At 38.3% G+C, this 23,083-nt stretch carries 21 protein-coding genes; 11 read left to right on the forward strand and 10 right to left on the reverse strand.

Annotation, left to right across the window (positions count from 1 at the left end; genetic code table 11):
• Positions 1–8 precede the first annotated feature (8 nt).
• From EHR07_RS03215 to EHR07_RS03225, 3 genes are read left to right on the forward strand one after another with little or no spacing between them, the layout of a single operon-like run.
• Positions 9–2,045, forward strand: coding sequence for a S8 family serine peptidase (locus tag EHR07_RS03215; protein WP_135743746.1), 2,037 nt, complete (start codon positions 9–11; stop codon positions 2,043–2,045).
• 49 nt (positions 2,046–2,094) lie between these two features.
• Positions 2,095–2,397: a hypothetical protein gene (locus tag EHR07_RS03220; RefSeq protein ID WP_238778517.1), complete on the forward strand. Its 303-nt coding sequence runs from the start codon at positions 2,095–2,097 to the stop codon at positions 2,395–2,397.
• Positions 2,363–2,698, forward strand: coding sequence for a hypothetical protein (locus EHR07_RS03225; RefSeq protein ID WP_244288908.1), 336 nt, complete (start codon positions 2,363–2,365; stop codon positions 2,696–2,698). The genes EHR07_RS03220 and EHR07_RS03225 overlap by 35 nt, the downstream gene beginning before the upstream one ends.
• Before the next feature lie 514 nt (positions 2,699–3,212).
• Here the strand turns inward: EHR07_RS03225 and EHR07_RS03230 are convergent.
• The 4 genes from EHR07_RS03230 to sthA form a co-directional block, all read right to left on the reverse strand.
• Entirely contained in the window at positions 3,213–3,758 is a 546-nt protein-coding gene (locus EHR07_RS03230) for a HAMP domain-containing protein (protein WP_135743747.1), read from the reverse strand.
• Between the two features lie 80 nt (positions 3,759–3,838).
• Positions 3,839–4,876 carry a FecR domain-containing protein gene (locus tag EHR07_RS03235; RefSeq protein WP_135743748.1) on the reverse strand — a complete coding sequence of 346 codons (1,038 nt, stop codon included), beginning with the start codon at positions 4,874–4,876 and terminating at the stop codon, positions 3,839–3,841.
• A 5-nt stretch (positions 4,877–4,881) separates the two neighbouring features.
• The gene (locus EHR07_RS03240) at positions 4,882–5,379 is read right to left on the reverse strand and encodes an RNA polymerase sigma factor (RefSeq protein ID WP_135743749.1); all 498 of its coding nucleotides are present in this window, start codon (positions 5,377–5,379) and stop codon (positions 4,882–4,884) included.
• 124 nt (positions 5,380–5,503) lie between these two features.
• Positions 5,504–6,907 (reverse strand): Si-specific NAD(P)(+) transhydrogenase, encoded by a 1,404-nt coding sequence (gene sthA / locus EHR07_RS03245; protein WP_135743750.1) that lies wholly within the window; start codon positions 6,905–6,907, stop codon positions 5,504–5,506.
• Positions 6,908–7,081: 174 nt separating this feature from the next.
• Between sthA and EHR07_RS03250 the strand changes: the two genes are divergently transcribed.
• The 3 genes from EHR07_RS03250 to EHR07_RS03260 all read left to right on the forward strand — a co-directional run bounded on the left by EHR07_RS03250 (position 7,082) and on the right by EHR07_RS03260 (position 11,066).
• Complete coding sequence (locus tag EHR07_RS03250; RefSeq protein WP_135743751.1) at positions 7,082–9,853, forward strand: adenylate/guanylate cyclase domain-containing protein; 2,772 nt, start codon at positions 7,082–7,084, stop codon at positions 9,851–9,853.
• Positions 9,854–9,970: 117 nt separating this feature from the next.
• Positions 9,971–10,606, forward strand: a complete 636-nt coding sequence (locus EHR07_RS03255) for a peroxiredoxin (protein WP_135743752.1) — start codon at positions 9,971–9,973, stop codon at positions 10,604–10,606.
• Positions 10,607–10,649: 43 nt separating this feature from the next.
• Entirely contained in the window at positions 10,650–11,066 is a 417-nt protein-coding gene (locus EHR07_RS03260) for an OsmC family protein (protein WP_135743753.1), read from the forward strand.
• An 81-nt stretch (positions 11,067–11,147) separates the two neighbouring features.
• Here the strand turns inward: EHR07_RS03260 and rsgA are convergent, their stop codons facing one another.
• The 4 genes from rsgA to dinB all read right to left on the reverse strand — a co-directional run bounded on the left by rsgA (position 11,148) and on the right by dinB (position 14,886).
• Entirely contained in the window at positions 11,148–12,215 is a 1,068-nt protein-coding gene (gene rsgA, locus EHR07_RS03265) for a ribosome small subunit-dependent GTPase A (protein WP_135743754.1), read from the reverse strand.
• A gap of 78 nt (positions 12,216–12,293) precedes the next feature.
• Positions 12,294–13,052 (reverse strand): DUF547 domain-containing protein, encoded by a 759-nt coding sequence (locus tag EHR07_RS03270; RefSeq protein WP_135743755.1) that lies wholly within the window; start codon positions 13,050–13,052, stop codon positions 12,294–12,296.
• A 52-nt stretch (positions 13,053–13,104) separates the two neighbouring features.
• A complete protein-coding gene (locus tag EHR07_RS03275) occupies positions 13,105–13,806 on the reverse strand; it encodes an alpha/beta hydrolase (protein ID WP_135743756.1) in 702 nt (233 codons plus the stop codon).
• A 3-nt stretch (positions 13,807–13,809) separates the two neighbouring features.
• The gene (gene dinB, locus EHR07_RS03280) at positions 13,810–14,886 is read right to left on the reverse strand and encodes a DNA polymerase IV (RefSeq protein WP_135743757.1); all 1,077 of its coding nucleotides are present in this window, start codon (positions 14,884–14,886) and stop codon (positions 13,810–13,812) included.
• A gap of 76 nt (positions 14,887–14,962) precedes the next feature.
• On the opposite strand from dinB, the gene EHR07_RS03285 reads away from it, so the two are divergent.
• Together EHR07_RS03285 and EHR07_RS03290 are read left to right on the forward strand one after the other, a co-directional pair.
• Positions 14,963–16,096, forward strand: a complete 1,134-nt coding sequence (locus EHR07_RS03285; RefSeq protein ID WP_135743758.1) for a PP2C family protein-serine/threonine phosphatase — start codon at positions 14,963–14,965, stop codon at positions 16,094–16,096.
• Positions 16,093–18,093 (forward strand): PAS domain-containing sensor histidine kinase, encoded by a 2,001-nt coding sequence (locus EHR07_RS03290; RefSeq protein WP_135743759.1) that lies wholly within the window; start codon positions 16,093–16,095, stop codon positions 18,091–18,093. Before EHR07_RS03285 ends, EHR07_RS03290 begins: the two co-directional genes overlap by 4 nt.
• Here the strand turns inward: EHR07_RS03290 and EHR07_RS03295 are convergent.
• Together EHR07_RS03295 and EHR07_RS03300 are read right to left on the reverse strand one after the other, a co-directional pair.
• Positions 18,077–18,472 carry an ExbD/TolR family protein gene (locus EHR07_RS03295; protein WP_135743760.1) on the reverse strand — a complete coding sequence of 132 codons (396 nt, stop codon included), beginning with the start codon at positions 18,470–18,472 and terminating at the stop codon, positions 18,077–18,079. The genes EHR07_RS03290 and EHR07_RS03295 overlap by 17 nt on opposite strands.
• Positions 18,469–18,936 carry a MotA/TolQ/ExbB proton channel family protein gene (locus EHR07_RS03300; RefSeq protein WP_208739687.1) on the reverse strand — a complete coding sequence of 156 codons (468 nt, stop codon included), beginning with the start codon at positions 18,934–18,936 and terminating at the stop codon, positions 18,469–18,471. Before EHR07_RS03300 ends, EHR07_RS03295 begins: the two co-directional genes overlap by 4 nt.
• 16 nt (positions 18,937–18,952) lie before the next feature.
• On the opposite strand from EHR07_RS03300, the gene EHR07_RS03310 reads away from it, so the two are divergent.
• The 3 genes from EHR07_RS03310 (at position 18,953) to EHR07_RS03320 (ending at position 23,082) form a co-directional block, all read left to right on the forward strand.
• Positions 18,953–19,678: a ubiquinone/menaquinone biosynthesis methyltransferase gene (locus EHR07_RS03310; protein ID WP_135743762.1), complete on the forward strand. Its 726-nt coding sequence runs from the start codon at positions 18,953–18,955 to the stop codon at positions 19,676–19,678.
• A gap of 179 nt (positions 19,679–19,857) precedes the next feature.
• On the forward strand, positions 19,858–21,603 hold the full coding sequence (locus EHR07_RS03315; RefSeq protein WP_135743763.1) for an LruC domain-containing protein: 1,746 nt from the start codon (positions 19,858–19,860) through the stop codon (positions 21,601–21,603).
• A 63-nt stretch (positions 21,604–21,666) separates the two neighbouring features.
• Positions 21,667–23,082 (forward strand): AMP-binding protein, encoded by a 1,416-nt coding sequence (locus EHR07_RS03320; RefSeq protein ID WP_135743764.1) that lies wholly within the window; start codon positions 21,667–21,669, stop codon positions 23,080–23,082.
• The last annotated feature ends 1 nt before the right edge of the window (position 23,083 follow it).

A 23,083-nucleotide genomic window follows, 5' to 3' on the forward strand; every position in this document is an offset into this window, starting at 1 on the left:
AAAACTAAATGAAAACAATAATAAGTCGCAATTCTAAATTAAAAATATTAGGTATCCTTGTCCTAGTTGGATCAACAGTCATTATTTCAGATCCAGTTGAGAAAAATTTTTTATCTCAACCGTTTCGATCTAAAAGTTCATTAGCAAACCTAGTGTCAAATTCAGCCCAATCCCGTCGGTCTCACTTTGCACCTGATGAAATTGTTATCAAATTTAAACAACATATCCCAAATGATGAACTTTTTTCTCGCTCAAGATCACTAGGTTTTAATGTAGAACAAGTCAGTAAAAGGGCACACTTTACGAAGGTAAAAATTGCGAGTTCAGAAACAGTAGAAGAAGCTGTGGTTCGTGCAAATCGTGATCCGTCAGTTGAATATGCAGAACCGACTTACTACTATTATGCACATGCAGCGACTCCAAATGATACTGACTTCGCTAAACTATGGGGACTCAGTAATTCTGGACAACCTATTTCGAGCCCTTCTTACGCAACCAATAACCCTGGTACTTCTGGAAAAGATATGAATGTTCTGGGCGCTTGGGATATATCTACAAACTGTAGTTCCATCATTGTAGCTGTGTTAGACACAGGAATCAACTACAACCATGAAGATTTAACTGCGAATATGTGGGATGGTTCAGTAAGTTGTAAGGATAAAGATGGGATCAATATTGGTGGTGGATGCCAAAATCATGGATGGGATTTTGTCTCTGGTGACAATGATCCCAAAGACGAAAACGGTCATGGTAGTCACGTTGCTGGTACAATAGGGGCGGTTGGCAATAATAACAAAGGAATTACTGGAGTCTGCCAATCAGCAAAACTGATGTCTGTTAGAGTTTTAGATGCGAGTGGAGTCGGAACAAACGCTTCTATTGCTCAAGGTATACACTTTGCTGTCCACAATGGTGCCAAAGTAATTAATATGAGTTTGGGAGGGAACGACGATAGCTCTGCAGTCAATGAAGCGATTGAGTTTGCAAGAACTCGCGATGTACTTGTTGTGGTTGCTGCGGGTAACGAAACCAGAGACTTAAAAACTGGTGCTTCGTATCCTTGTAAAAATACGAATACAAACTTAATCTGCATTGCTGCCTTAGACCAGAATTATGAACTTGCTGACTTTTCTAATTTCGATACAACAACAAATGAGAATAATCGTTCCGTAGACTTTGGTGCCCCTGGTACAAATATTTATAGTATATTTGGAACAGAATTAAAGTCTGATGAAGCCGCTAACGGATATTCTGGTTGGTTAATGACTGGTAGCGGAGGAGTTTCCAATTATTCTTGGGTTAATAGAAATTGTTCAGGTTATAATCTTCTTACGATCCCAAATGATTGTACATTATTTAATTGGGCTTTTACTCAAACGAATGTTTATGCAACTGAACTTGATCCTAGTATGGGAATAGGTACGTACAAAACTTTCGCTCTACCAAGTGGAGCAACTAACATTACAGTTTCTCACCAAGTTGTAGCGGAGGCTAAAAGAAATTCATCAAGCAATATCTGCAATGACTACGGACTTGCAATGTATGGTCCAGGTAATACTCATCCATTCCTTAGTTCTTATCTAAGTTTCAAAAATCAGGTTTTTCCAAATGACAATGCCACTTCGTTTTTTTGTGAAAAAGATGAAAAACCTTTCGTAAGCTATTATGAAACCGATTTCTTAACTAACTGTATTGGGAATACTCATTGTACGATTGGATACCGATATTATTCAAATTCAGATGAGACTACTTGGGGTGGAATGTTTGTCAGTAAACTTTTTTTCTATGCATGGGCACCTTCCAATAATAACTATGGTCTCTATAATGGAACATCGATGGCCACTCCGAACGTAGCTGGAGTAGTTGCACTCATCCGCGCTTATAACCCTTTATTAAACCATACTGAAGTTATTCAAAAGTTGATTGATGGAGGCTCTGCAACCGCATCCATTGCCTCTAATTCTAAATATGGTAAGTCAATCAATGCAAATGCTTCGGTGAAACATCTGAATCAGGTGACAGGTGTTACTGCTACACTTCAATAGGGTTTCTCTATTTTGTATCTTCATTCTTTTTTTTAGTTGTTCAGAAGGGATGAGAGCTGAGATGCAAGAGAGGAAAAAACCAACAAGTCCAGTGACGATTTCGCAATATAACGGGAATGGGGAATATATTGTTGGTACGGAAATCGAGTTAACAAGTGAAGTATGGAATCAACTCCTGAAAGGTTTTGGTAGCTACCATTTGGAAATGATTATCAAAAATAAACCTACTTACATAATTCAGTTCACTAGTGATCCAGGATTGGAGAAATTGAAATTGCAGATGAAACTGAATCCGCAGATTCGTTATGTGGAGGCAAATGCCAAACTGGAGAAAAAAACTAAAACTGATTGAAGGCCAAATTTGTCTAAACGAGACAGTGCGTTCCCTGATTGTTTCAGTATTCTTTTTGGTTCTACTATCCCATTGTACAAAAACCAACCCGTCTTACGAGGCTTGCGAAAGGGCCGATTTAGACTACTTAGCATGTTCCCTTGTTGTCTACCAGTCGTATGCTTTTTGTTCAGAAAGATCATCTACGCTTTCCGGTACGACAGATGCCAAAGCTTCTGCAAAGTTTCAGTGTGATGCGGAGCGGCTCGTTGGCTCGTACCTTTGTGAAGACATTAAGAAAAAAACTTGTGGTACGAAATAAATTTCGTCGTTCAACCTTATTAAACCAAAAATTTCCACGCCAAGCGATAGTAGCGGAAATCCTTTCCCTTATGGACTCACATTATGAGTATCTTTGAATTTAGGGAAAGATTGCAGCGGATAGCGCGGTCGTTTTTAGAAAAATACCTCAAACAGCAAACCCATTCGAGGCGCCCAAAACCTGTCACCCATGGGAGTGATCTAATGTGTTACCGATGTACGAGTACACTCAATACATGGTTCGCGCTAATGCGACATAAGATCAATTATGGGAAGTTGCATATTGCCTCATAATTCATGGTATCTCAAATCAAAATAATGCTTCAAAAGTAAAAGTATTCGAAGAGTTCAAAAACATGAACCATTCAGAATAAAAAGTGGGGAATCGCGGAACTTTCTTGCGGTTTTATGGATTTTCTGTTAGGCGTGGTTCAACAAAGCCCACGAGCCCGCCTCCACCACCCAATTCAGGGCGGGGGCCTACATGGAAGCAATGCGACATAGTTTAATTACAGTTACTTTTTTGACCCGTCACTCACACGTTTTTGAATGACTTCATTCAGCACTTGCACAAGCTCTTGGAACTCATCACCTTTCCGGATGCGGATGGTTTCAATGGGTTCGCCCGAAGCCATTCGCTGCAAAGACCGTTTGATACTAAAAACGGGACCTGCCATTTTGTGAGATTTGAAAACGGAGAACACAGTGATTAAGAGTAAATAAAGAATGGAAAGTGTCACTACAGCATCGAATTGAATGGTATACATATTTAATTGATGGTCGTAGTTAGGAAGGTAAATTTCTCTGGGAACAAACTTCTCTTTTGCCTCGCTTGGACCCGCATCTTCGTTCTCTACTTTCCAATACACAGTTTGTGCATCTTGGCGCAGTCGAAATACGGCACCACCGTCATACTTTGCCTGGTTCAACCAATAGAGAAAACCTAAAGTCACAAGTACCCCGGATATAAACAAAAGCGAATAGTGCGCTAAAAACTTTAATTGGAATTCCTTATCGATGAGATAATGAAAACGAAAGGTTTTTTTGTGATTTTGAGACATGGCTTCTTTTAAGGTATTCCCCTAGGGTGTTAGGAAAGACCTTCTCAGGAAAAGTCTATATTGTCAAAAACTTATAAAGATTAACGAATTTTTTCTGTTTCTAATATCTTTTGAATCGGGATTTCGATCAAACCATCCAATCCTTGGAAATGAAGGTGAGTTTCTGATTGTCCAAGAATCACACCTCGGTATTCGGTTCCATCTTCCAATCGTACAAGTTCTAATCTTGCATGTTCTTCATACAGTTTGGACTCGCGAGCAAGAATGCTTTGCGTTTGAAATGCTTTGAGTTCTTTGTCTTCTTTGACACTCAAAGAAGCAACAGAGATAGGATTTTCTCCTAGTTTTACGATGGTCTGTTGCTTCGAACTGAGGATCAGATCTCCCACAGAGACAGAACCTTCACGCACTGCGACCACCTCTAACGTCCCATCAAATTGAACACTAAAAACCGTTCCTCTAACTTGCGTAAGATGTTCGCCGGCTTGCACAATGAATTGACTGTCCTTAGAAAGTTTGGAAACAGAAGCAAAAAGTTTGCCTTTTTTCACAGAAAACTTTTGGGTTTGGGCATCTTCTGTTTTTTCAATTCGATCCAAAATTACTTCTGAATTTGGTGTGATGCGCATCCAAGATCCAGTTTCAAAATCTATATCGCTTTGTGAATTTCCATCAGTGATGATGATATCCCCTGAAACCAATTGGTAGTTTTTTACAAGTGCCACAGGATGAGAGCTTCCTTCGGGCAAAACGGAAACCTTCCCTTTTACAGAAGAAACAATCACTTTTAAAGGAGAAACGATTGCATTCGAGGTTTTAACCACAGAGGCGTTTGCCACCTCGGACTGATTTGAATTGGATGGATTTAGTAAAAAAACAAAGACTAGTGCAGCTGCCAGGGATAAGGCAGACCCACCAACTAACGAGAGACCAATTGGCTTGCGGAAAAAAGAAATTACATTAGAAACAGAACTTTTTTGGGGAATATATTCGAATTGGATGTTTCGTTTGGAAACAACTTCCCAAGTAGGAAATTCTCTAGACTCTGTTACCTTGGAAGGTTTGCGTAAGAGTGCTTCCCATTTCGCGAATGTCTGTTGTTTCTCAAATTCGTTCATTGATTCTAATCCGGTACCAAATTTTCTCTTTTGGCAATGGCCAACACTTTCTCTGTGGCCCTTATGACCAAACGAGATGCCGTAGAAACCGAAACTCCCAAGACCTCAGCGATTTGCACCAACTGAAATCCTTCCACATTCTTAAGTAACAAAGCAGAGCGTTCTTCTTCCGAAAGCTCTCCCAAAAAAGAATAGAGCCTATCCTCTAAATCTTGGTATTCAGCCCTCGTTTCCAGTTTTGGATTGTGGCTATGAAACTCGATTTCATCGGAAACAATCTCTTTTGTCGTAGAGAATTTTTTAGCATAATTGATAGATAAATTACGGGCAATTGTATACAGAACCATAACGGACTTCTCTTCCGAAAGGCCGGCTTCGCCGTAGTGCTTATGGAAACTTAAGAAACTATCTTGCATCAAATCCATTGCCGTGTCCGCATTTTGAGTGTACTTGTAAAGGAAGTCATAAATACGTTTATGGCTTCTTTCATAAATTTGACTCATAGAGACAGCTTTGTCTGACACAATCTTGTATGTGTTGGTAAAACCGAGTCTCTGACAAGTAAAATCCCGTTCCTCTCTATAAAAGTAAACAAACGGGAAAGGTCAGATTCTCAAAGGAACCAGATTATTTTTCTCTTAAAAGGGCGTCACTGGCAGCATTTTTATAAGCACCGATCATTGTCGGATAATTAAAAATGTGTTCGGTGAAGTACTCAATGGGAGCCTTCAGATTGACCACACACTGCCCAAGGGCAATAAGCTCTGTTGCTTTGTCAGAAATGATATGTACTCCCAAAACTCGTCTAGTTTGTTTATCAAAAAGGATTTTTAATAGGCCCACTTGGTCCCCACTGATTTGAGCACGGGTAATCGTATCAAACCTAGCCATTCCGACTCCATAAGAAACTCCACGTGCCTTAAGTGCTTCTTCTGTGGGGCCAATCGTGGCAATTTCTGGAAGTGTATAAATTCCAATCGGAAATTCTTCTGCATCTACAGGGGTAGACGGGTGACCAAACATATGTTTTGCGACATAAGCACCTTGGTACATAGATACAGAAGCTAAACTAGGAAATCCAATGACATCTCCACAAGCGTAGATATTGGATACATTGGTTTGGTAGTTTTCATTCACCAAAATTTGTTTTCGATCATTGGGAGTGATTCCAACAGATTCTAATCCTAAATTATCGACATTCCCAAAACGCCCGCGAGAAATTAGGACTTGATTGACTCGAACCACCTCTCCTTTGTTAGTTGTGAGTTCAAATCCATCTTCATTAGGAAGTTTATTGTATTTTGTAATGGATGAATCCACGTGGATGGAAATTCCGGACTGTTGCATAATCCGAGTCATTTCACTTGATACATCTTCATCTAAAAAACCAAGGATTCGACTTTGGGAATCGAAAAGGTGAACCTGCACACCTATATGAGCAAAAATTGTGGCATATTCTGATCCAATGATTCCGGCACCCACAACAGCTAAAGAAGTGGGCATCTTTTTCATCGCAAAAAGCCCATCGCTATCGTATACTAACCCATCTTCAAAAGGGATATTTTCGTTTGTTGGTCTACGAGGGCTACTGCCCGTGGCAATAAGAATGTTCTCGGTTTCATATACTTTTTTCCTACCGGCAGAGTCTGTCACTTCTACATGGTGGGCATCCACAATCGTCCCCCAACCAGTAAGAGTTGTGACTCGGTTTTGGATCATTTGTTCGCGGGTGACATCTTCTTCTTTTTCAATCACAGTTCCTGCCCGAAACATCAGTTCCTGTAAAGTAAGCATTGCGGGCTGAGGAGATTGTAATCCGTGGAGGTTGGACAATTTTAAATTACGGTAGAACCTACTTGTTTCTTGTAAGGATTTAGAAGGGATGGTTCCGTAGTGAACACAACCTCCACCCAAGTAAGGGTCTTTTTCTATAATGGCTGCTTTTTTTCCCATTTTGCTTGCTTGGATAGCAGCTTTTTGTGCGGCAGGACCGCCCCCGATGGCGAGTAAATCGAAACGATTGATGGACATTTGCTAAAAAAAACAATACCGACGAAGTGAAAAATAGCAAGGAAAAATTGACAAGGACAATGGTATACCCTAGTCATACATTTTTCACCTAACAAAGTAAAATGGAAAATACAAAAAATCTTGCTTTGAAAACTCATGATCTCATGTTTCATCCATCTCATGGAATTCTTTACAATGATCCAATCCGGACTTATTTCTGTCTGGAAAATCCTTTCTGGAGGTATTAGAGCCAAACTTGCATGGTTTACTGGTACCCTAATTGCGCTGACCATTCTTTTACTTTCCATCATCACTGTCCGCCAGCAGACGGCCATCCTCTCTGAGAGTTATGAAAAACAAGCTGCCGTTTCCAAAAATTTTATCGCCAATTTGGTGATGGAGATTGAGAATATCTCGCAAAACTTAATCCGGATCGAAGAATTCAAATCTAGGATCGAAAAACAAAGAGAAGAACTAAAAAAGTATCGCACTGCCAAAGTAGTAACACAGAAAAAAACTGTGTCAGTGTTTGGATTCCGAACCAATCTTTTTGGTTCTCTTGGCACTTCCAAAGTAGTGAAGAAAGTAGACACTTTTTTTTCCGTATATCTAACAAAAGATGATGTGGATGTTTTGGAACGGGAAATTCGTCACCAACTTCGAGAAGCAGCTAACCGAAATATTAGCGAAAAAGAATGGAATACTCTTGTTGGTTTAGCCGCTTCGTATGTTCGAAATGAAGCAAAGTATTTAGAAATTCAAAAACAAACTCCACCAGAAGACCCAGAAGCCAAAACAAATTGGGATACGAATCTAAAAAATATAAAAAAAGAAATTCGAAACCATAAATCACAACTAGATCTTTTTATCGCAAAGTTCTACGCAGATTCTAAAAAAAGAAAACTGGAAGAACTGGGCCTTGATACCAAACTCTTCCGCATCCAAACCTTTCCTCTTTCGGCAATGATCCAAGGAGAAACATCTCTTGCTTCCTTTGATACACAGATCATAGACAACACATCTCCCCTCGCCAAAATGGATCAGTTTGAATCAATGGAAGAAAGTTTAGTCGAATCCTTCCAACGTTTATCTGATGATATTTCTTCTCTGAATGAAAACGAAAAACAATATGTTTATGAATGGGAAGATCGAGAAATCCAAGCCCTTCATTCTCCCCTCTTTCGACACCAAAACTCAACCAAAAGAGCCTTTAACCTAAGTAGTGTTAAATCAAGTTTAGGAGACTATAGAGAAGTCATCAAGGAAGATTACCGAATCACAAAAGAACTATCAGAACTCATTCCAAAACTGAGAGAACGTATCCAGTTTTTGAAAAATGCAAAACCACCGATTCCACCCGCAAAGGACAAACTTTTTACTAGTTTCTATAAATCTTACAGCGAACTCATCGCAGAGAGAGACAAAATCTTTGATGAAGTAACGGAAAACTACCCCATTCCCGTAGAAACTTGGGAAAAAATTGAGGCTTTGCGCAGTTTGAGAGACGTAACCTTGGAAGATTGGGTATTGATGAAATTCAAAACCGATCCCACAGAATACGAACGTTATTACCAAGATCCAGAGGCTCGGGAAATCCAAAGGAATCGATGGAAAGCCATTCGTAAATGGATTTTAAGTGCAGAACAAGAAACTCCCACAAAAGAATTAAAAAAACTATTCCCCGATGGAAGTTTTGGTCATTCCCGAAGTGAATCAGAAGAGATTATGTGGAAGTTAGATGGAACTCATCTTTTGGAATCAGAAAATGTTCCCAATCTTGTGTTACGTGATAATTTTTCAGGTCTGATACGAACACTAGTTGATAGAACCGATGGGATTCTTGCCATCAAAGACAATAGAAATCAAATTGTATTCACTGCCATTACCATCTGTTTGGTGGCAATTTTATTTGCTATTTTTATCTCAGGAGTGGTGGTTCAAAAAATTCGAAATATCATTCGAAGTGCCGAGGACGTTGGGCAAGGAAATCTTAATGTACATTTTGAAGATGGTGGAAATGATGAATTTGGAAACTTAACCGTTGCATTAAACCAAATGGTTTCCGGGTTAAAGGAACGTGAAAAAATGCGTGGAGTCCTCGGAAGTATGGTGGATCCCGTTGTGGTCGGAGAAGCTCTTAAAGATTTGGAAAAACTAAAACAAGGAAGTGAAAAAATCATCACTGCCTTCTTTTCTGATATTGCTGGGTTTAGCACCATTTCGGAAAAATTAAATTCAAAGGAACTTGCCAATCTTCTCAACGAATATTTATCAGCCATGACCATTATCTTAAAACACCATGATGGAGTTTTGGATAAATACATTGGGGATGCCATCGTGGGAGTTTTTAACGCACCGCTTGATGTGGAGAATCATTGTTTAAAAGCAGTTTCTGCCAGTGTCGAAATGCGAGATAAACTGGAAGTTTTAAAAAAAGAATGGATCGAAAAGAATAAATACATTCCAGAAGCCCATACGATGAAGTTCCGCATTGGACTAAACATGGGTTATGCGAAAGTTGGGTTTATGGGAACCGATGCCCTAGCTTCTTATACAATGATGGGTGATACTGTCAACTTAGCTGCCCGGTTAGAAGCGGCGGGAAAAGATTATGGAGTTTGTATTTTGGTTTCTGAATTTGTTCATGATGAAGTGAAAGACCATTTTTTCACAAGAAAGTTGGATATAGTGCGAGTGAAAGGAAAAACCAAACCTGTTACTTTATTCGAAATCCGAACCAAAAAAGGCGATGAAACAGAAGAAGATCATAAATTCGTGGAAGCTTATGAATCTGCCCTTTTCTCTTATTTGAATCGCAAATTTGAAGAAGCAGGCAAAAAATTCTACACACTCCTCACCACAAATGGGGACGAAGCCTGTAAACTCCTTTGGGAAAGGTGCCAATATTACCTGGAAAATCCTCCAGAACCTGACTGGGATGGGGCATTTACCAGAACAAAGAAGTAGGAAATCTGCGAAATTTTTCAATAAAATGGAAATTTTGTCCAATAAAGTGTAACAAATTCTTGCATTCCCAGAGACCAATTTTAGAATTGGAATCACTCATCTTACAGGAGACAAACGATGGCACTACGTTTAGGCGACGAAGCACCGAATTTCCAAGCGGAAACCTCTGAAGGCAAAATTGACTTTCATGAATATTTAGGACAAAGTTGGGGGATTTTATTTTCTCACCCAAAAGACTATACTCCAGTTTGTACAACAGAACTAGGGTACGTGGCAAAAATAAAACCAGAGTTCGAAAAACGTAATGTGAAAGTAATCGCACTTTCCGTTGACCCTGTAGACAGCCACAAAGGTTGGATCTCTGATATCAACGAAACACAAGGAACCAAAGTAAACTACCCTATCATTGCGGATGCAGATCGTAAAGTATCAAACCTTTATGATATGATTCACCCGAATGCAAGTGAAACAACAACTGTTCGTTCTGTATTTGTTGTTGGACCTGACAAAAAAGTAAAATTAACTCTTACTTATCCTGCATCCACTGGAAGGAACTTTGATGAACTTTTGCGTGTGATTGATTCTTTACAACTCACTTCACAGTTTAGCGTAGCAACTCCTGCAAACTGGAAAGATGGCGAAGACACAATCATCGTTCCTTCTGTTTCTGATGAAGATGCTAAGAAAAAATTCCCTAAGGGTTTTAGAACTATCAAACCTTATTTGCGTTACACACCACAACCAAATAAGTAAATTTTAAACTTGGCGGGTTCTCCCACCCGCCTATTTTCTACTTATGCATATCAAACTCAACCGAATCGAAACCCCTTATGTTTTAGAAGCAACGAATGAATCCGGTAATTCCATTCGTATCGATGCCTCTCCCGAAATTGGTGGAAAAAATTCTGGTCCAAGACCTATGGAACTTTTGATTATGGGACTTGCTGGTTGTAGTAGCATTGATGTTTTGATGATTTTAAACAAACACAGAATCGAAGTGAAAGACTATTCTGTAGAAGTCGATGCCGATAGGGAAAAAATCGAAGAAGCCAATCTCTTTAAAAACATCCATATGAAGTTTAAAGTGAAAGGTGATTTTAAAGAAGAACAGGTAAAACGTGCGATTGATCTTAGTTTAGAAAAATACTGTTCTGTTGCCAAAACATTAGAAAAAACAGCAAAAATCACCTACGAATTTGAGTTAGTTACTTAATACCAATTTACTTTCTGTTTTTTGCGGAAGTCCTATCGCCGCCTTTACGGAAAAGATAGTCATTCAAATAATGAATATTATTTACAATTGGTTCTTTTTAAAGTTTTTTGCAAGTTTGCTAATTGATTTCCAATTTGCTTTTTCAATGGCACTTGCTTTCATGGTTTGTCTGTCTTCTAAATATTTAAACTCTTTCTTCAATTTTAAAAAACTTTCCAATCGTTTCGGATCAAGAGAATTTTCACTTATCGCTTTTTGTACAGCACAACCAGGTTCGTTTTCATGACTGCAATTGCGATAACGACAGTTTAAACTTAAGTTTTCTATTTCATCAAAAACAAACTTCAATCCTTCTTCATCACCCCAAACTTGTAATTCTCGCATTCCAGGTGTATCAATGACCATACCGCCACTGGGAAGTAAAATTAATTCACGATAAGTTGTTGTATGTCGACCTCGACTTCCTAATTCACTTACTTCGTTTACTTTAAGATGTTCCATCCCAAGGAGAGAGTTGATGATCGTAGATTTTCCAACTCCTGAAGAACCGAGAAAAGCAATGGTTTTCCCTCTTTGAATGTATTGATTCAAAATAGCAATTCCAGTATTTTGAGTGGCACTGAGTGTATGCACATCTACTCCGATCGCTATAGATTCCACTTCGATTTTTCTTAATTCAGCCTCAGGACAAAGGTCGGATTTATTCAACAAAACCACTGGTAACGCTTTGCTTTCCCATGCGATTGATAAAAAACGTTCGATACGTCGTAAATTATAATTTAAATCTAAGCCGGTAATAATGAATACTATGTCAATGTTAGCTGCAATGACTTGTTCATCAGTCATCTGGCCAGGAACTTTTCGACTGAAGACAGTCTTTCTAGGTAAAAGTGCGTGAATGATTGCTTTCTTTTCATCTGGAATTACCGAAGTTACCACCCAGTCACCTACTGCCGGAAATTCACTTTTCCTTTCAGTACTAAATCGGAATTTTCCTGATACTTCGCAGCTGAATTCTCCAAGTTCACCGCAAGCTATATATTTTTCTCTGTTCTCTCGAACGATACGCATCGCCGACAGACCTAAATTTTTATATTGATCAAAATTCAGTTCAAAAAAAGAATTCCATCCTAAATCAGCCAATAACATGATCATTCTCTACAAATTTTTTAAATATTTTCAAAATGGTGCAGATGATCAAATATGTGTTCAGGATAACTTATATTCCTATTTTAATTCGTTTAAATCCCAATTGTATTCGTTATAAACAATTTTGGCATCTGGTTTGATGTTTTCCTCAAAACCTTCCTGCACATATTGGATGAGAGTTGTTTTTTTGGTGAAATCCGTTTGGAACCAGTTAAAAATTTTACTCAAATACAAAGTGTTAGTGGATTTATCATAGGAATTCTTTTTGGGATTTTTTAAAAATCCAAGTTTAGCAGATTGGAGTTGTTTCTCTAACGTAATTGGTGTGTAAGCTTCGGAAACTAAAATGGGGCAACCAATGGAAGCACAAACAATCGCAAAGTGAATCCTTGGTTCATTAAAATCCTTTCTTAACTTTTCATGTTCAATCCAATCTAGATGTCTGGATTTTCCAAGAAGAGTAAAAAATTCTTTTTTCCAAGGGATTCCGCGCGCTAAATTTATTTTGGAAAACGGAGACCCAATTTCTGTAATGCTTTCTACAGGATAATGATCCAAAATGAGTTTCACAGTGAAGGCATTGTAGGCATTGATTAAAAAACTTATTTTTTCTTTTTCATTAAAACCTTGGTACTGGGCCTCAGTCACCTTGGAAAGTGATTCCAAATATTGGCGAAATGAACCCTCTTCCGACTGAATTCCTTTATAGGAAACAAGTCCGTTCTTCACGTTCTTTTTTAAGATAGAATCCCAAACAGAATGTTTATGATCAAAACTCTGGGCTGATATGCCTTGCCATAAACCAATACAAAGGAACGAAATGAGAAATTGTTTCATAAACACCATCCAAACTCTTAGACTGATTCGAATTGGTTATACCAAGGAAAATTTATGACAAACTATTCAAATAACGGCTGATTCCTTGGATCACAGGTGCAGGGATTTCATGACCACCATTAAATGCGATGAACTCTCCCAAAAGGCCTGAGTTACGAAGTAACTTCTCTAATTTTTTTGCATTCGCATAACCAAGAATAGGGTCAAATTCTCCGTGGGATTGGAAAAATCGTAAAATAGATTTTTTAGGAGCCAATTCTTTCCAAAGAGATTCATTCACCAGTGCACCAGAAAGAATCATCAGTCCTTTAGATACTTCCTCTTTTCTAAGTGTTAAGTCTGTGGCAAGCATAGCACCTTGAGAAAATCCACCAAGGATTAATTGGTTCCAAGGAACTCCAAGAGCATCTAACATCAAGTAGGCTGCCTGTCTTGCTACATCCATTCCTTCTGGGTCTTTATCTGCAAAATTCCTGAAATCATTTTTGCGGATTGCTTCTTCTAAAGCGGCCATATCAATGGGAAACCAAGCACGTCCTGAATACCCTGGCATAAGAGGAACACTCAAATGTCCATGAGGGAAAACCCAATTGAATTTTTGGTCCGTGACTAAAACTTCATGAATGGGATATAAATCAAAAGCACTGGCACCATAACCGTGAAATAGTACTACTGTCGGTGCATCAGGGTCTCCTTTGACTCGCAGTACTTGTAAAGGTCCAAGAGGTTCTAATTCGTTTTCATTGTCTAACATAGTTTAACCGAAGAGTGATGGTTGGTCCTGGTCTATCGTTTCTGAAACAAAGTTAGTAACAGAAATTCCTAAGAGCCGGATTTTTTTGAATGGATCTGTATTTTCCTTCCAAACATTTGCCAACAAATTCGAGGATTGTTGGAAAAGGTTGTCTGCCAAGTAGAAAACCGAATCGGAAGAAATAGATTTTTGTTTTACTGTAAAATCTTCAAATTTTGTTTTTAAAGTGAGTGTTTTTCCCTGTTTGTTTTTACGACCCATTCTCTCTTCTAATTCCTTAGATAGAGTTTCTAATGTAAGAATCAAAAAAGAAAAATCTCCAGAATCATGGGAGAAGGTAGTTTCCACTCCAATCGATTTGGGATCTCGGAACGGAATCACATCGCGGTCATCAAGCCCTCTTGCCATTCGGTAAAACACAGCACCCATCTTTCCAAATTCCCCAATCAAAAAAGACTCTTCCGCTTTTCTTAATTCTGATCCTTTTGTATATCCTAATTGGGAAAGCCGTTCGTAGGTTTTTTTCCCGATCCCAAAAAAACTATAAAGAGGGATTTCATCTAAAAATTTTTCTTCTTCGCCAGGAAGAACCACATATAGTCCGTTAGGTTTATTTTTTTCCGAAGCCATTTTTGCTAAAAATTTATTTTGGGCAACTCCTGCAGAACAAGTGAGTCCTGTTCGTTCAAATATCTTTTTTCGAATCTCTTTGGCAATGGTACTCGCATGAGGGATGTTCAATTTATTAACTGTTACATCTAAATATGCCTCATCTAAAGATAGTGGTTCTACTAGGTCTGTGTATTCTAAAAATATAGATCTTATTTCTTTAGAAACCAATTTATAAACTTCAAATCTTGGAGGAGTAAAAATGGCTTCAGGACAAAGTTTATAGGCTTGGTAACAAGAAATAGCAGATCGAACGCCAAACTTTCTTGCTTCGTAACTGGCAGCGCAAACCACTCCCCTTGAATGCGGAGAACCACCCACAACAACAGGTTTCCCTCGCATTTCGGGGAAATCTCTTTGTTCCACTGACGCATAAAACGCGTCCATATCAATGTGGATGATCTTTTTCATTTCTCTTGTCTTATAGAATCAAACAAAATCAAAAATCTCTTGCCAAATGTTTTTTTTCTCGAATCCTTCATGAATTGTGCACACAAAACAAGCTGCAAAGATTTTGGTTGTCGACGACAACGAAACAAATATTGAAATTATAACTCATATTTTACTAAACCAAGGTTATGAAGTGGCTGTCGCTTACGACGGGGAGTATGCTTTAGAGCTGGCAGAGGCTCTCGATTTTGACTTAATTTTACTCGATATTCTACTTCCTGGAATCAGTGGACTTGATGTCGCCAAACAACTGCTTAGTTTAGATAGATCCAAAAACACTCCAATTTTATTTTTATCTGCCTTAAATGAAACAAGTGATATTGTAAAAGGATTGGAAACTGGTGCTGTTGATTATATTACAAAACCTTTTCAAGAATCAGAAATTTTAGCAAGGATCAAAACTCATATCAAAATCAAAACTTTAGAAAAGGAAAGAATTGATTTACTACAGGCAATCCAAAAAGATTTGGAACTTGCAAAATCAAACCAAGAAAATTTAGTTACCTTTCAGTTCCCACCTTCTCCACTATACCAAATTTATACTTCCTACAAACCCATGGAATTGGTTGGTGGAGACCTTATCACCTATGATCTGTTACCTTCTGGCGATTTAGATATTTTATTTGGGGACGTAACTGGCCATGGAATTGCCGCTGCAATGGTATCTCTAATGGCCATAATCACATTTAAAACAATGGATAAATCTTTTTTATCACCTAGCGAAAGTTTATATTGGATTCACAATACTCTCACACCTTTGATTAGCACTCATTTTATCAGCGCTATCTACTTAAGATACAAAGCGGAAGAAAACCTGCTTTCCTATTCAATGGCAGGACACCATAATATGTTCTTAATTCGAGATCAAAAGATCATCAAACTAGGGACGAAGGGTTTTTGTCTCATGATGTTTCCTGACCAACTCAACACAGAAAACGAAGACATTTTTTTAGTTTCGGGAGACCGGTTGTTTTTGTTCTCCGATGGAATGTTTGAAGTCCCCAACGAAAACGAAGAATACCTGGGTGATTTAAAATTTGCAGAAATCATTGAAAACAGAATCCACCTCCCTTCAAAAAAATTTCTCGAATCGGTTCAGGATGAAGTCCTGATTTATTCAAATGGGAAAGTGGCGGATGATATGACTATGTTATTATTGGAAATCAAATGATTGCTGAAATCTTAGCGATTTTCATTGCTTCTGGATTGTTGTTTATTGCTTATTATTATCACAATGCGTACAGGAGAGAAAAAAAACTTAGATTAATTCTTTTTAGAAAAAATTTAAACAACTCAGAAGAAATCGAACGCACCATTCGAGAAAAAGAAAAACAATACCAAGATATTTATGATACTGCAAATTCTATTATCATACGTTGGAGTCCCGATTTCAAAATCCATTCCATCAATCCTTATGCCGAAGAATTTTTTCAATTATCTAAGGAAGGAGCTGAAGGTAAAGACTTAGTTTTAGATTTATTCCATATCCCATTTGAAAAATCAAATGAAGTGAAGTCCCAGTTATGGAATATCTTTCATAGGCCAGAACAGAACATCCGCCAAGAATATGATGTATTCATTGGAGAAAATGACAAACGTACGGTCACTTGGTCGAATCGAATTTTAAAAAATGAGTTTGGATATCCTTACGAAGTTTTATCGATCGGGAATGATATTACAAACAGGAAAATAGCCGAAGAAAATTTAATGAAATCCTATGAAAGGATTTTGGATCTATATAACAACGCACCTTGCGGTTACCACTCACTAGACAAAGATGATACTATTGTTTCGATAAATGATACGGAACTCGACTGGTTAGGTTACTCTAGAGAAGAAATAGTTGGTAATTTTAAATTCAGTGATCTACTAACCGAAAGCAGCAGAGATAAATATACACTGATTACTGATTCCTTTCCCAATGAAAACCTAACTGGCGTAGAACTAGAATTTGTAAGAAAAGACAAAACTACTTTTTTTGTAAGTTTAAATTCAACAGCAACTTATGATAAAGTCGGCAATTTTATAATCAGTAAATCTACCGTCTTTGATATCACTGATCGAAAATTGGCAGAAGATAAATTAAACGATTATTCACAAAAGATTCAATTACAGAACAAAAGGTTACAAAAAGCAGTGGAAGCCGCAATCAAGGCAAACCGTTCTAAGTCTGTTTTCTTCTCGAAAATTACACATGAGCTAAGAACTCCTCTTCATGCAGTTATCGGATTTTCGCAAATTTTAGTAAAGGATCCAAACTTACCTGACCACCTAAAAGGTTATGTTGATTCATTGTATGAAAATGGAGTTCATTTACTTGGAATGATCAACGATATTTTGGATTTAGCAAAAATTGAAGCCGGTAAAATGACTGAAACTAGGGAACCATTTTCTTTAGTGCAACTTTGGGACACTTTGTTCTCTATGTTCTCCTATCGTTTTTCGGAAAGATCCATTAATTTCGAACTTTTGAATGCCCCATCTATTGAATCTTCTTATTACGTTGCTGATTTACAGAAAATACGCCAAATACTCGTTAATCTACTCGGAAACGCATTAAAATTTACCTCCCAAGGATCGGTGAGTTTAGAAATAAAAATCGAAAGTGATCCAGGACATTCATTTGATATGGTAAAGTTTATTGTTAGAGATACTGGGATTGGAATTCCCAATGACCAATTACATTCTATTTTTGAAGCTTTTCAACAAACAGAACAAGGTAGTTCCTATAAGGAAGGAACAGGGCTTGGTCTATCCATCTGTCACCAGTTAGTTGAATTTTTAGGTGGAACCATCAGTGTAAACAGTATTCTTGGAAAAGGTTCTGAATTCTGGTTTGAAATTCCCTTAACTAGACTAGACGTCATTCCAGAATCATTAATTCAAAAATCAAAAATTGGCCCTACTCATACAAACCAATTAGAACAAAGCCAAAGATTAGAAGAACCCGAAGTAGAATTTGTACAAACATTTCTAAACGCATCCACTCCTGAATTGAAGAAAGAAATCTTACAATTAATTCGAATCCAAAACTTTGGTCAGTTGATCGGGTTATTGGATAAAATACAAACTGAGGATAAAGGGAAAAAAATCTTGGAACAAAAAGTGAAAAACAAAAAATACAAATTCTTAATCGATTTAATTCAATCTTCTAATCCTTCCGAGTGATGATATTTATCTTTTGATACCCTTTTGACTTTAACAGATCTGTTACAAAAACAAAAGTTTCAAAAATTGTTTTTTTATCCACTTCCAAAACAATTGATGATTTACCACCTTCGTTTTCTGGAATCATCATTGTTAACGAATCCTTAGGCGTTTCTTTACCGTCAAAAAATATCATTCCTAAATGATTGATTTGGATTTTGAATGCGGGAGATTCTTCTCCTATCGACTCTGTACGAGTTTTGGGCAGGTCCAACTGCAGAGTCGAAGTTGTATCTGTAAACCTAACGGCTAACATCAGAAATATTAATAATATAAACAATACATCGATAAGACTACTTATATCAATCGATGAATCTGGATTTGATTTACGGAGTTTCATGGACCTTTAGTAGAAAAATCCTTCACCATAAGTTCGGAAATATATCTGATTTTGTTTTCTGCAAATCTGTGGAAATACAAAGAAGGAATGGCCACAAGTAGCCCTGCAATGGTGGTATTTAGCGCATCCTTAATTCCACCTGCAAGAACCTCTAAACTTACTTTCCCTTGTGCCTCCATGGCACCAAAAGCAGAGTTAATTCCTATAACAGTACCAAGAAGCCCAAGAAGCATTGAAAGAGAGGCGATTGTAGGTAACCAACGGATGGTTCTTTCTAGGGGAGAAAAAAACAATTCTTGTTCAGCCTCCGTCGGTTCTTTGGGGAACAATTGAAAACGAAAATCCTTGTCCTCTAATTTTCTTAATCCAAAGAAAATTCGGAAGAAAAAATAAAACGAAGTGAGGGAAAAACAAAAAAGAAGAACAAAAATCAAAATTGCGGGAATTGAAAATGTCCAATTCATGGATGTATCGACCTCTATGAACCAATACCAACTCCCATCCCAGGAAAAGAAACCCGAATATGTAAGATCCAATTTTGATGGAATCGCAAAAGCCTATGACCGTTTCAATGATTGGAATAGTTTTTTCCTACACCGGAGTTGGAAAGATTGGGTAGTGAGAGAGGCCAAAAAGAGAGTCCCTGGGGCAAAATCAGCCTTAGACCTCTGTTGTGGGACTGGTGACATTACACTTCGACTTTCAAAGGACCAAACCCTAGACCGAGTGGTAGGTCTTGATTTTTCGGAAAAAATGTTGTCCTTTGCCTTCCATAAAATCCCCAAAGACCCTAGAGTCCAACTCCTCATCGGAGATGCCATGGACCTTAGCCAATTTGCTGATCACAGTTTTGATATTGTGACTATGGGGTTTGGTCTTCGCAATGTTTCCGATTTAAAAAAATGCCTTCTTGAGATCAAACGAGTGTTAAAGAAAGATGGGGTCTTTGTCAATTTGGATGTAGGACGCGTAAGACCCAAATTTCTCAAATTCTTTGCTGACTTTTACTTTTTCAAAATTGTGCCGATTTTTGGGTATCTACTCTACGGAAAAGCAAATGAAATGTTCGATTACCTTCCTCATTCTTCGAAGGTTTACCCCGACCAAGAAACTTTGGCAAAAATTTTAATGGAATTGGGATATAGAGAGGTTCGATTCCAAAATTTTGTTTTTGGCAATGCCGTAGCACATATTGCAACAAATTAAAGTTAGTAGGCAATAAATCAGGACTTATGTCTGATTTCTTTGCCTTTTTGTTCTTTTTTTTGATCCGTGTTCGTACTTCCCCCAATAAATCCAATGGATTTCCCTAATTTTTTTCAAATACCCGTTGATTTTTTCCGTCTTTTGTCGTTTAATTCCCTATATAAATAGGAAATTTCAATATGAAACGATGGTTAGTTCTTTTATCAATTCCTCTCTTAATTTTGGATTGCTCCAATAAAAAGAAAGGCCTATTACTCCTTCCCTTTTTAGGGCTGGGAGACGGTTCCACAGAGACCAAAGCCGAAGCGGCAAACGCTGGCGATGGCACATTTACTGTAGTCGGTTTAGAAACTACGGATCCAACACAAGTCACAACACCCGAGGGAAATACTACCGGTGGCACTACGGATGGGAACCAAACTTCCACCACTCCAGAAGTTGCCACTCCTGCACCTACCACTGTGAACAATGAAACTACAGTAGTTGTTGTAGACCAAACCAATGGTGGAAACTTTAACTTTGAAACCAATATTACGGTTCCAGTTACTGTAGTTGTAGAAAACGAAGCAGGTCCAGTAGCTAATGCGCCAGTTACAGTGACCGAATCCACAACGACAGGTGACCCAAATGTCGTGGGAACAGGAACTACAGATTCCAATGGTTCCGTCACTATCCCTATCAGCGTTCCGCCTACTGTCACCACGGTAGATGTTAGTATTATTGGTGTGAATCCAACCACAGGAGAAGTGGTAGAAATTACAGGAACTGCTCCTGTACAACAGCCTTCTACTGGTTCTGGATCGGAAGGAACTGTAGTAGTGGCTCCTGTAGTCAATGTCGATACAACTAACTTTCAACCGGTGAATGGCTGTGTGCAAGCAGTTGATACCGATTGTGATGGCATTGCCAATGTTTATGATGAATTTCCAGAAGATCCAAGCCTTGCTTCTACAGCTAGGTCTGGAAGATACACAATTGCATTCGAAGATATGTATCCATCAGCGGGAGATGCTGACTTAAATGACCACTCCACAATCTTCAGCACAGAGATGGACAAAACTCCAACAAACAAAGTTAAGACGATCCGTGGAACTTACACTCACGTTGCAAAAGGTGCAGGTTACAACCACGAATTAAGACTTTCTTTAGATGTTCCTACAAACGCAAACGTGCAAGTGAGTTACGTAGATGGTAGTGGTAATCCTTGGAATGGCTGTGCGTCTGCACCCAAATACACAGCAAATGTAGCAGGTGACTGCACTGGTGGGAATTTAAACTCAGCACAACTCAAACGAGGAGTTCTCATTCTACCAAGTTCTGACAAAACATTATTTGGTAAAAAAAATGCTCCTAGTGCAGGAACCACTTTTTCTATCAATGACTTTGTACGTGGAGTGACTGCTCAAGTTACCATTACATTTGAAGAACCTGTGGATTTGAATGTAACTAAAAACTTAGTGGGTGGACACCTAAATTATTTCCTTGCTATCAACCAAAAGACAGACGGCGTGTTTAGACAAATTTACCGTCCAGGTTATTTTAAAGACGATAAAGGTAAAGATTCCTACTTAGATAAAAATGGTTTCCCTTGGGCCATTGTAGTTCCTGGAGTTTTTAATCACCCAACAGAAGGGGCAGACATTCGTAAACCGTCTACTTCTGGTTATATCTTCTTTAACTCTTGGATGAATTCCAATGGAGTAGCACATAAAGATTGGTATTTGCATGTAGACCAAATCCCAGCACCAAATCGTCCTTCTTACGTAGTAAGAGTGAGTGACTTTTATGCAGACAATGGTTTTTCTGCCTACCTTCTCAAAGCAGTTCGAAAAAATGCTTTCGAGGTTTCGGCAAGTTTGATCGTCGTGGGAGCAGCACTTGGGTTTCTAATGAAAAAACGTTTGGAAAAACAACAAGCAGCTTAAATATAAATCTAACTTTCCTAAGAAATCCTTCCTCAAGTTCGCTGGGGGAAGGATTTTTGTTTTATGGCCTCTGTCCTTCGATTCGCAAACAACGAATATTTTCTTTCAGGAAACTTCGAATCCGATTTAAAATCCCAAAATCCTATCCTCGTAGATCCTCTCTGGAAAGGGACTAAACTCGAGGAACATTTATCTACCTTCCCCCTCCCTACCCTCAGCACTCAAGGCTCCTTTTGCCTTGTGACCTCGGGATCTACCGGACTTCCTAAAATGGTCTCAAAACAATGGAACGAAATCGAAGAGGAAATCCTTTTTTGGGAAAAACAAACGGAAATCCAATCGCTTTACAAGAATGCGGACACTGTTCATGTGCAGGTGCCACTTTGCCATCTCTACGGTTTACTTTGGGGATACTTATTACCAAAACGGTTCGGTGTTTCCATCGACTGTTCCCCCTCTTCCGAAAATGGGAAACTCTGGATCACCTCGGCCCCAAAACTACAATCCACTTTTACTTTAGGAAAACCACTTCCTGAATTTGCTGTTGTTTCAGGGATGAAGTTCCCGGTTCCTTTGTCTCGGAGTTTACGCGAAAAAGGTGGGATCTCCGTTCTTGAAATTTACGGATCTACCGAAACCGGGGGAATCGGTTACCGGGACCCTCTCCGGCAAAATCGGTTCCAAATCCTTCAAGTGGTCCAAATAAACTTTGTTCCTGAATCTGGATCAGAGGAAACCGAACTCCAAATGCAAAGTCCCTTTCTTTCACACGAGTCCTTCCTTTTAGAAAAGGAAGGATGGACCAAACACATTTTGCCACAAAACGCATATTATGCGACCGGAGATTTAGGGAATTGGTCTGATCTTGGTTGGTTTCTGTTTGGAAGAAAAGATAGAATCATTAAACACAACGGGAAAAGAGTTTCTTTAGATCGCATCGAATCAGAAATTTTGGGACTCTCTCTTGAAGGTGAATTTCTTTGTGTTCCAGTAGCAGACAAGTTTGGATTCGGGGAAACAATTGGTCTTTTTTGTACAAGTCAGTTGCCTGCTGCAGAAATTTTAAAAATTTTAAGAAAGGAATTACCCGATAGCCATGTTCCAAGAGTGGTGTTACAAAAAGATTTGATTCCTAAACTTCCGAATGGCAAACCAGACTACCCAACCATCACCAAACTTTGTAACGAAGAATATGGGCGCATTCAAAATCAAATTGTGACTCTAAAAAAAGATACACAAATCGATTCACATTCTAGTGTTATGGAAATTTTAGAATCAATCCTCGGTGTACAACCAGATGAAAATAAACATTTAGTTTATGATTACGGGATGGATTCGATTCAATATACAGAACTTATTTTGAAGTTAGAAAGGAAAATCAAACATAAAATCCCAGAAGAAGACAAACAAACCAGTTACTTTGCAAGTCTCTCTGGGATTGAAGAGTATATTCAGGAAAAACTCTACTTATTAAAGTAAA

The organism is Leptospira bandrabouensis, assembly GCF_004770905.1.
GTDB classification, from domain to species: domain Bacteria; phylum Spirochaetota; class Leptospiria; order Leptospirales; family Leptospiraceae; genus Leptospira_A; species Leptospira_A bandrabouensis.

Bases quoted from the DNA above. Each gene is read 5' to 3' on its own strand.
- EHR07_RS03215 (WP_135743746.1), top strand. From the start codon at position 9: ATGAAAACAATAATAAGTCGCAATTCTAAATTAAAAATATTAGGTATC.
- EHR07_RS03220 (WP_238778517.1), top strand. From the start codon at position 2,095: ATGAGAGCTGAGATGCAAGAGAGGAAAAAACCAACAAGTCCAGTGACG.
- EHR07_RS03225 (WP_244288908.1), top strand. From the start codon at position 2,363: ATGCCAAACTGGAGAAAAAAACTAAAACTGATTGAAGGCCAAATTTGT.
- EHR07_RS03230 (WP_135743747.1), bottom strand. From the start codon at position 3,758: ATGTCTCAAAATCACAAAAAAACCTTTCGTTTTCATTATCTCATCGAT.
- EHR07_RS03235 (WP_135743748.1), bottom strand. From the start codon at position 4,876: ATGAACGAATTTGAGAAACAACAGACATTCGCGAAATGGGAAGCACTC.
- EHR07_RS03240 (WP_135743749.1), bottom strand. From the start codon at position 5,379: ATGAGTCAAATTTATGAAAGAAGCCATAAACGTATTTATGACTTCCTT.
- sthA (WP_135743750.1), bottom strand. From the start codon at position 6,907: ATGTCCATCAATCGTTTCGATTTACTCGCCATCGGGGGCGGTCCTGCC.
- EHR07_RS03250 (WP_135743751.1), top strand. From the start codon at position 7,082: ATGATCCAATCCGGACTTATTTCTGTCTGGAAAATCCTTTCTGGAGGT.
- EHR07_RS03255 (WP_135743752.1), top strand. From the start codon at position 9,971: ATGGCACTACGTTTAGGCGACGAAGCACCGAATTTCCAAGCGGAAACC.
- EHR07_RS03260 (WP_135743753.1), top strand. From the start codon at position 10,650: ATGCATATCAAACTCAACCGAATCGAAACCCCTTATGTTTTAGAAGCA.
- rsgA (WP_135743754.1), bottom strand. From the start codon at position 12,215: ATGTTATTGGCTGATTTAGGATGGAATTCTTTTTTTGAACTGAATTTT.
- EHR07_RS03270 (WP_135743755.1), bottom strand. From the start codon at position 13,052: ATGAAACAATTTCTCATTTCGTTCCTTTGTATTGGTTTATGGCAAGGC.
- EHR07_RS03275 (WP_135743756.1), bottom strand. From the start codon at position 13,806: ATGTTAGACAATGAAAACGAATTAGAACCTCTTGGACCTTTACAAGTA.
- dinB (WP_135743757.1), bottom strand. From the start codon at position 14,886: ATGAAAAAGATCATCCACATTGATATGGACGCGTTTTATGCGTCAGTG.
- EHR07_RS03290 (WP_135743759.1), top strand. From the start codon at position 16,093: ATGATTGCTGAAATCTTAGCGATTTTCATTGCTTCTGGATTGTTGTTT.
- EHR07_RS03295 (WP_135743760.1), bottom strand. From the start codon at position 18,472: ATGAAACTCCGTAAATCAAATCCAGATTCATCGATTGATATAAGTAGT.
- EHR07_RS03300 (WP_208739687.1), bottom strand. From the start codon at position 18,936: ATGAATTGGACATTTTCAATTCCCGCAATTTTGATTTTTGTTCTTCTT.
- EHR07_RS03310 (WP_135743762.1), top strand. From the start codon at position 18,953: ATGAACCAATACCAACTCCCATCCCAGGAAAAGAAACCCGAATATGTA.
- EHR07_RS03315 (WP_135743763.1), top strand. From the start codon at position 19,858: ATGAAACGATGGTTAGTTCTTTTATCAATTCCTCTCTTAATTTTGGAT.
- EHR07_RS03320 (WP_135743764.1), top strand. From the start codon at position 21,667: ATGGCCTCTGTCCTTCGATTCGCAAACAACGAATATTTTCTTTCAGGA.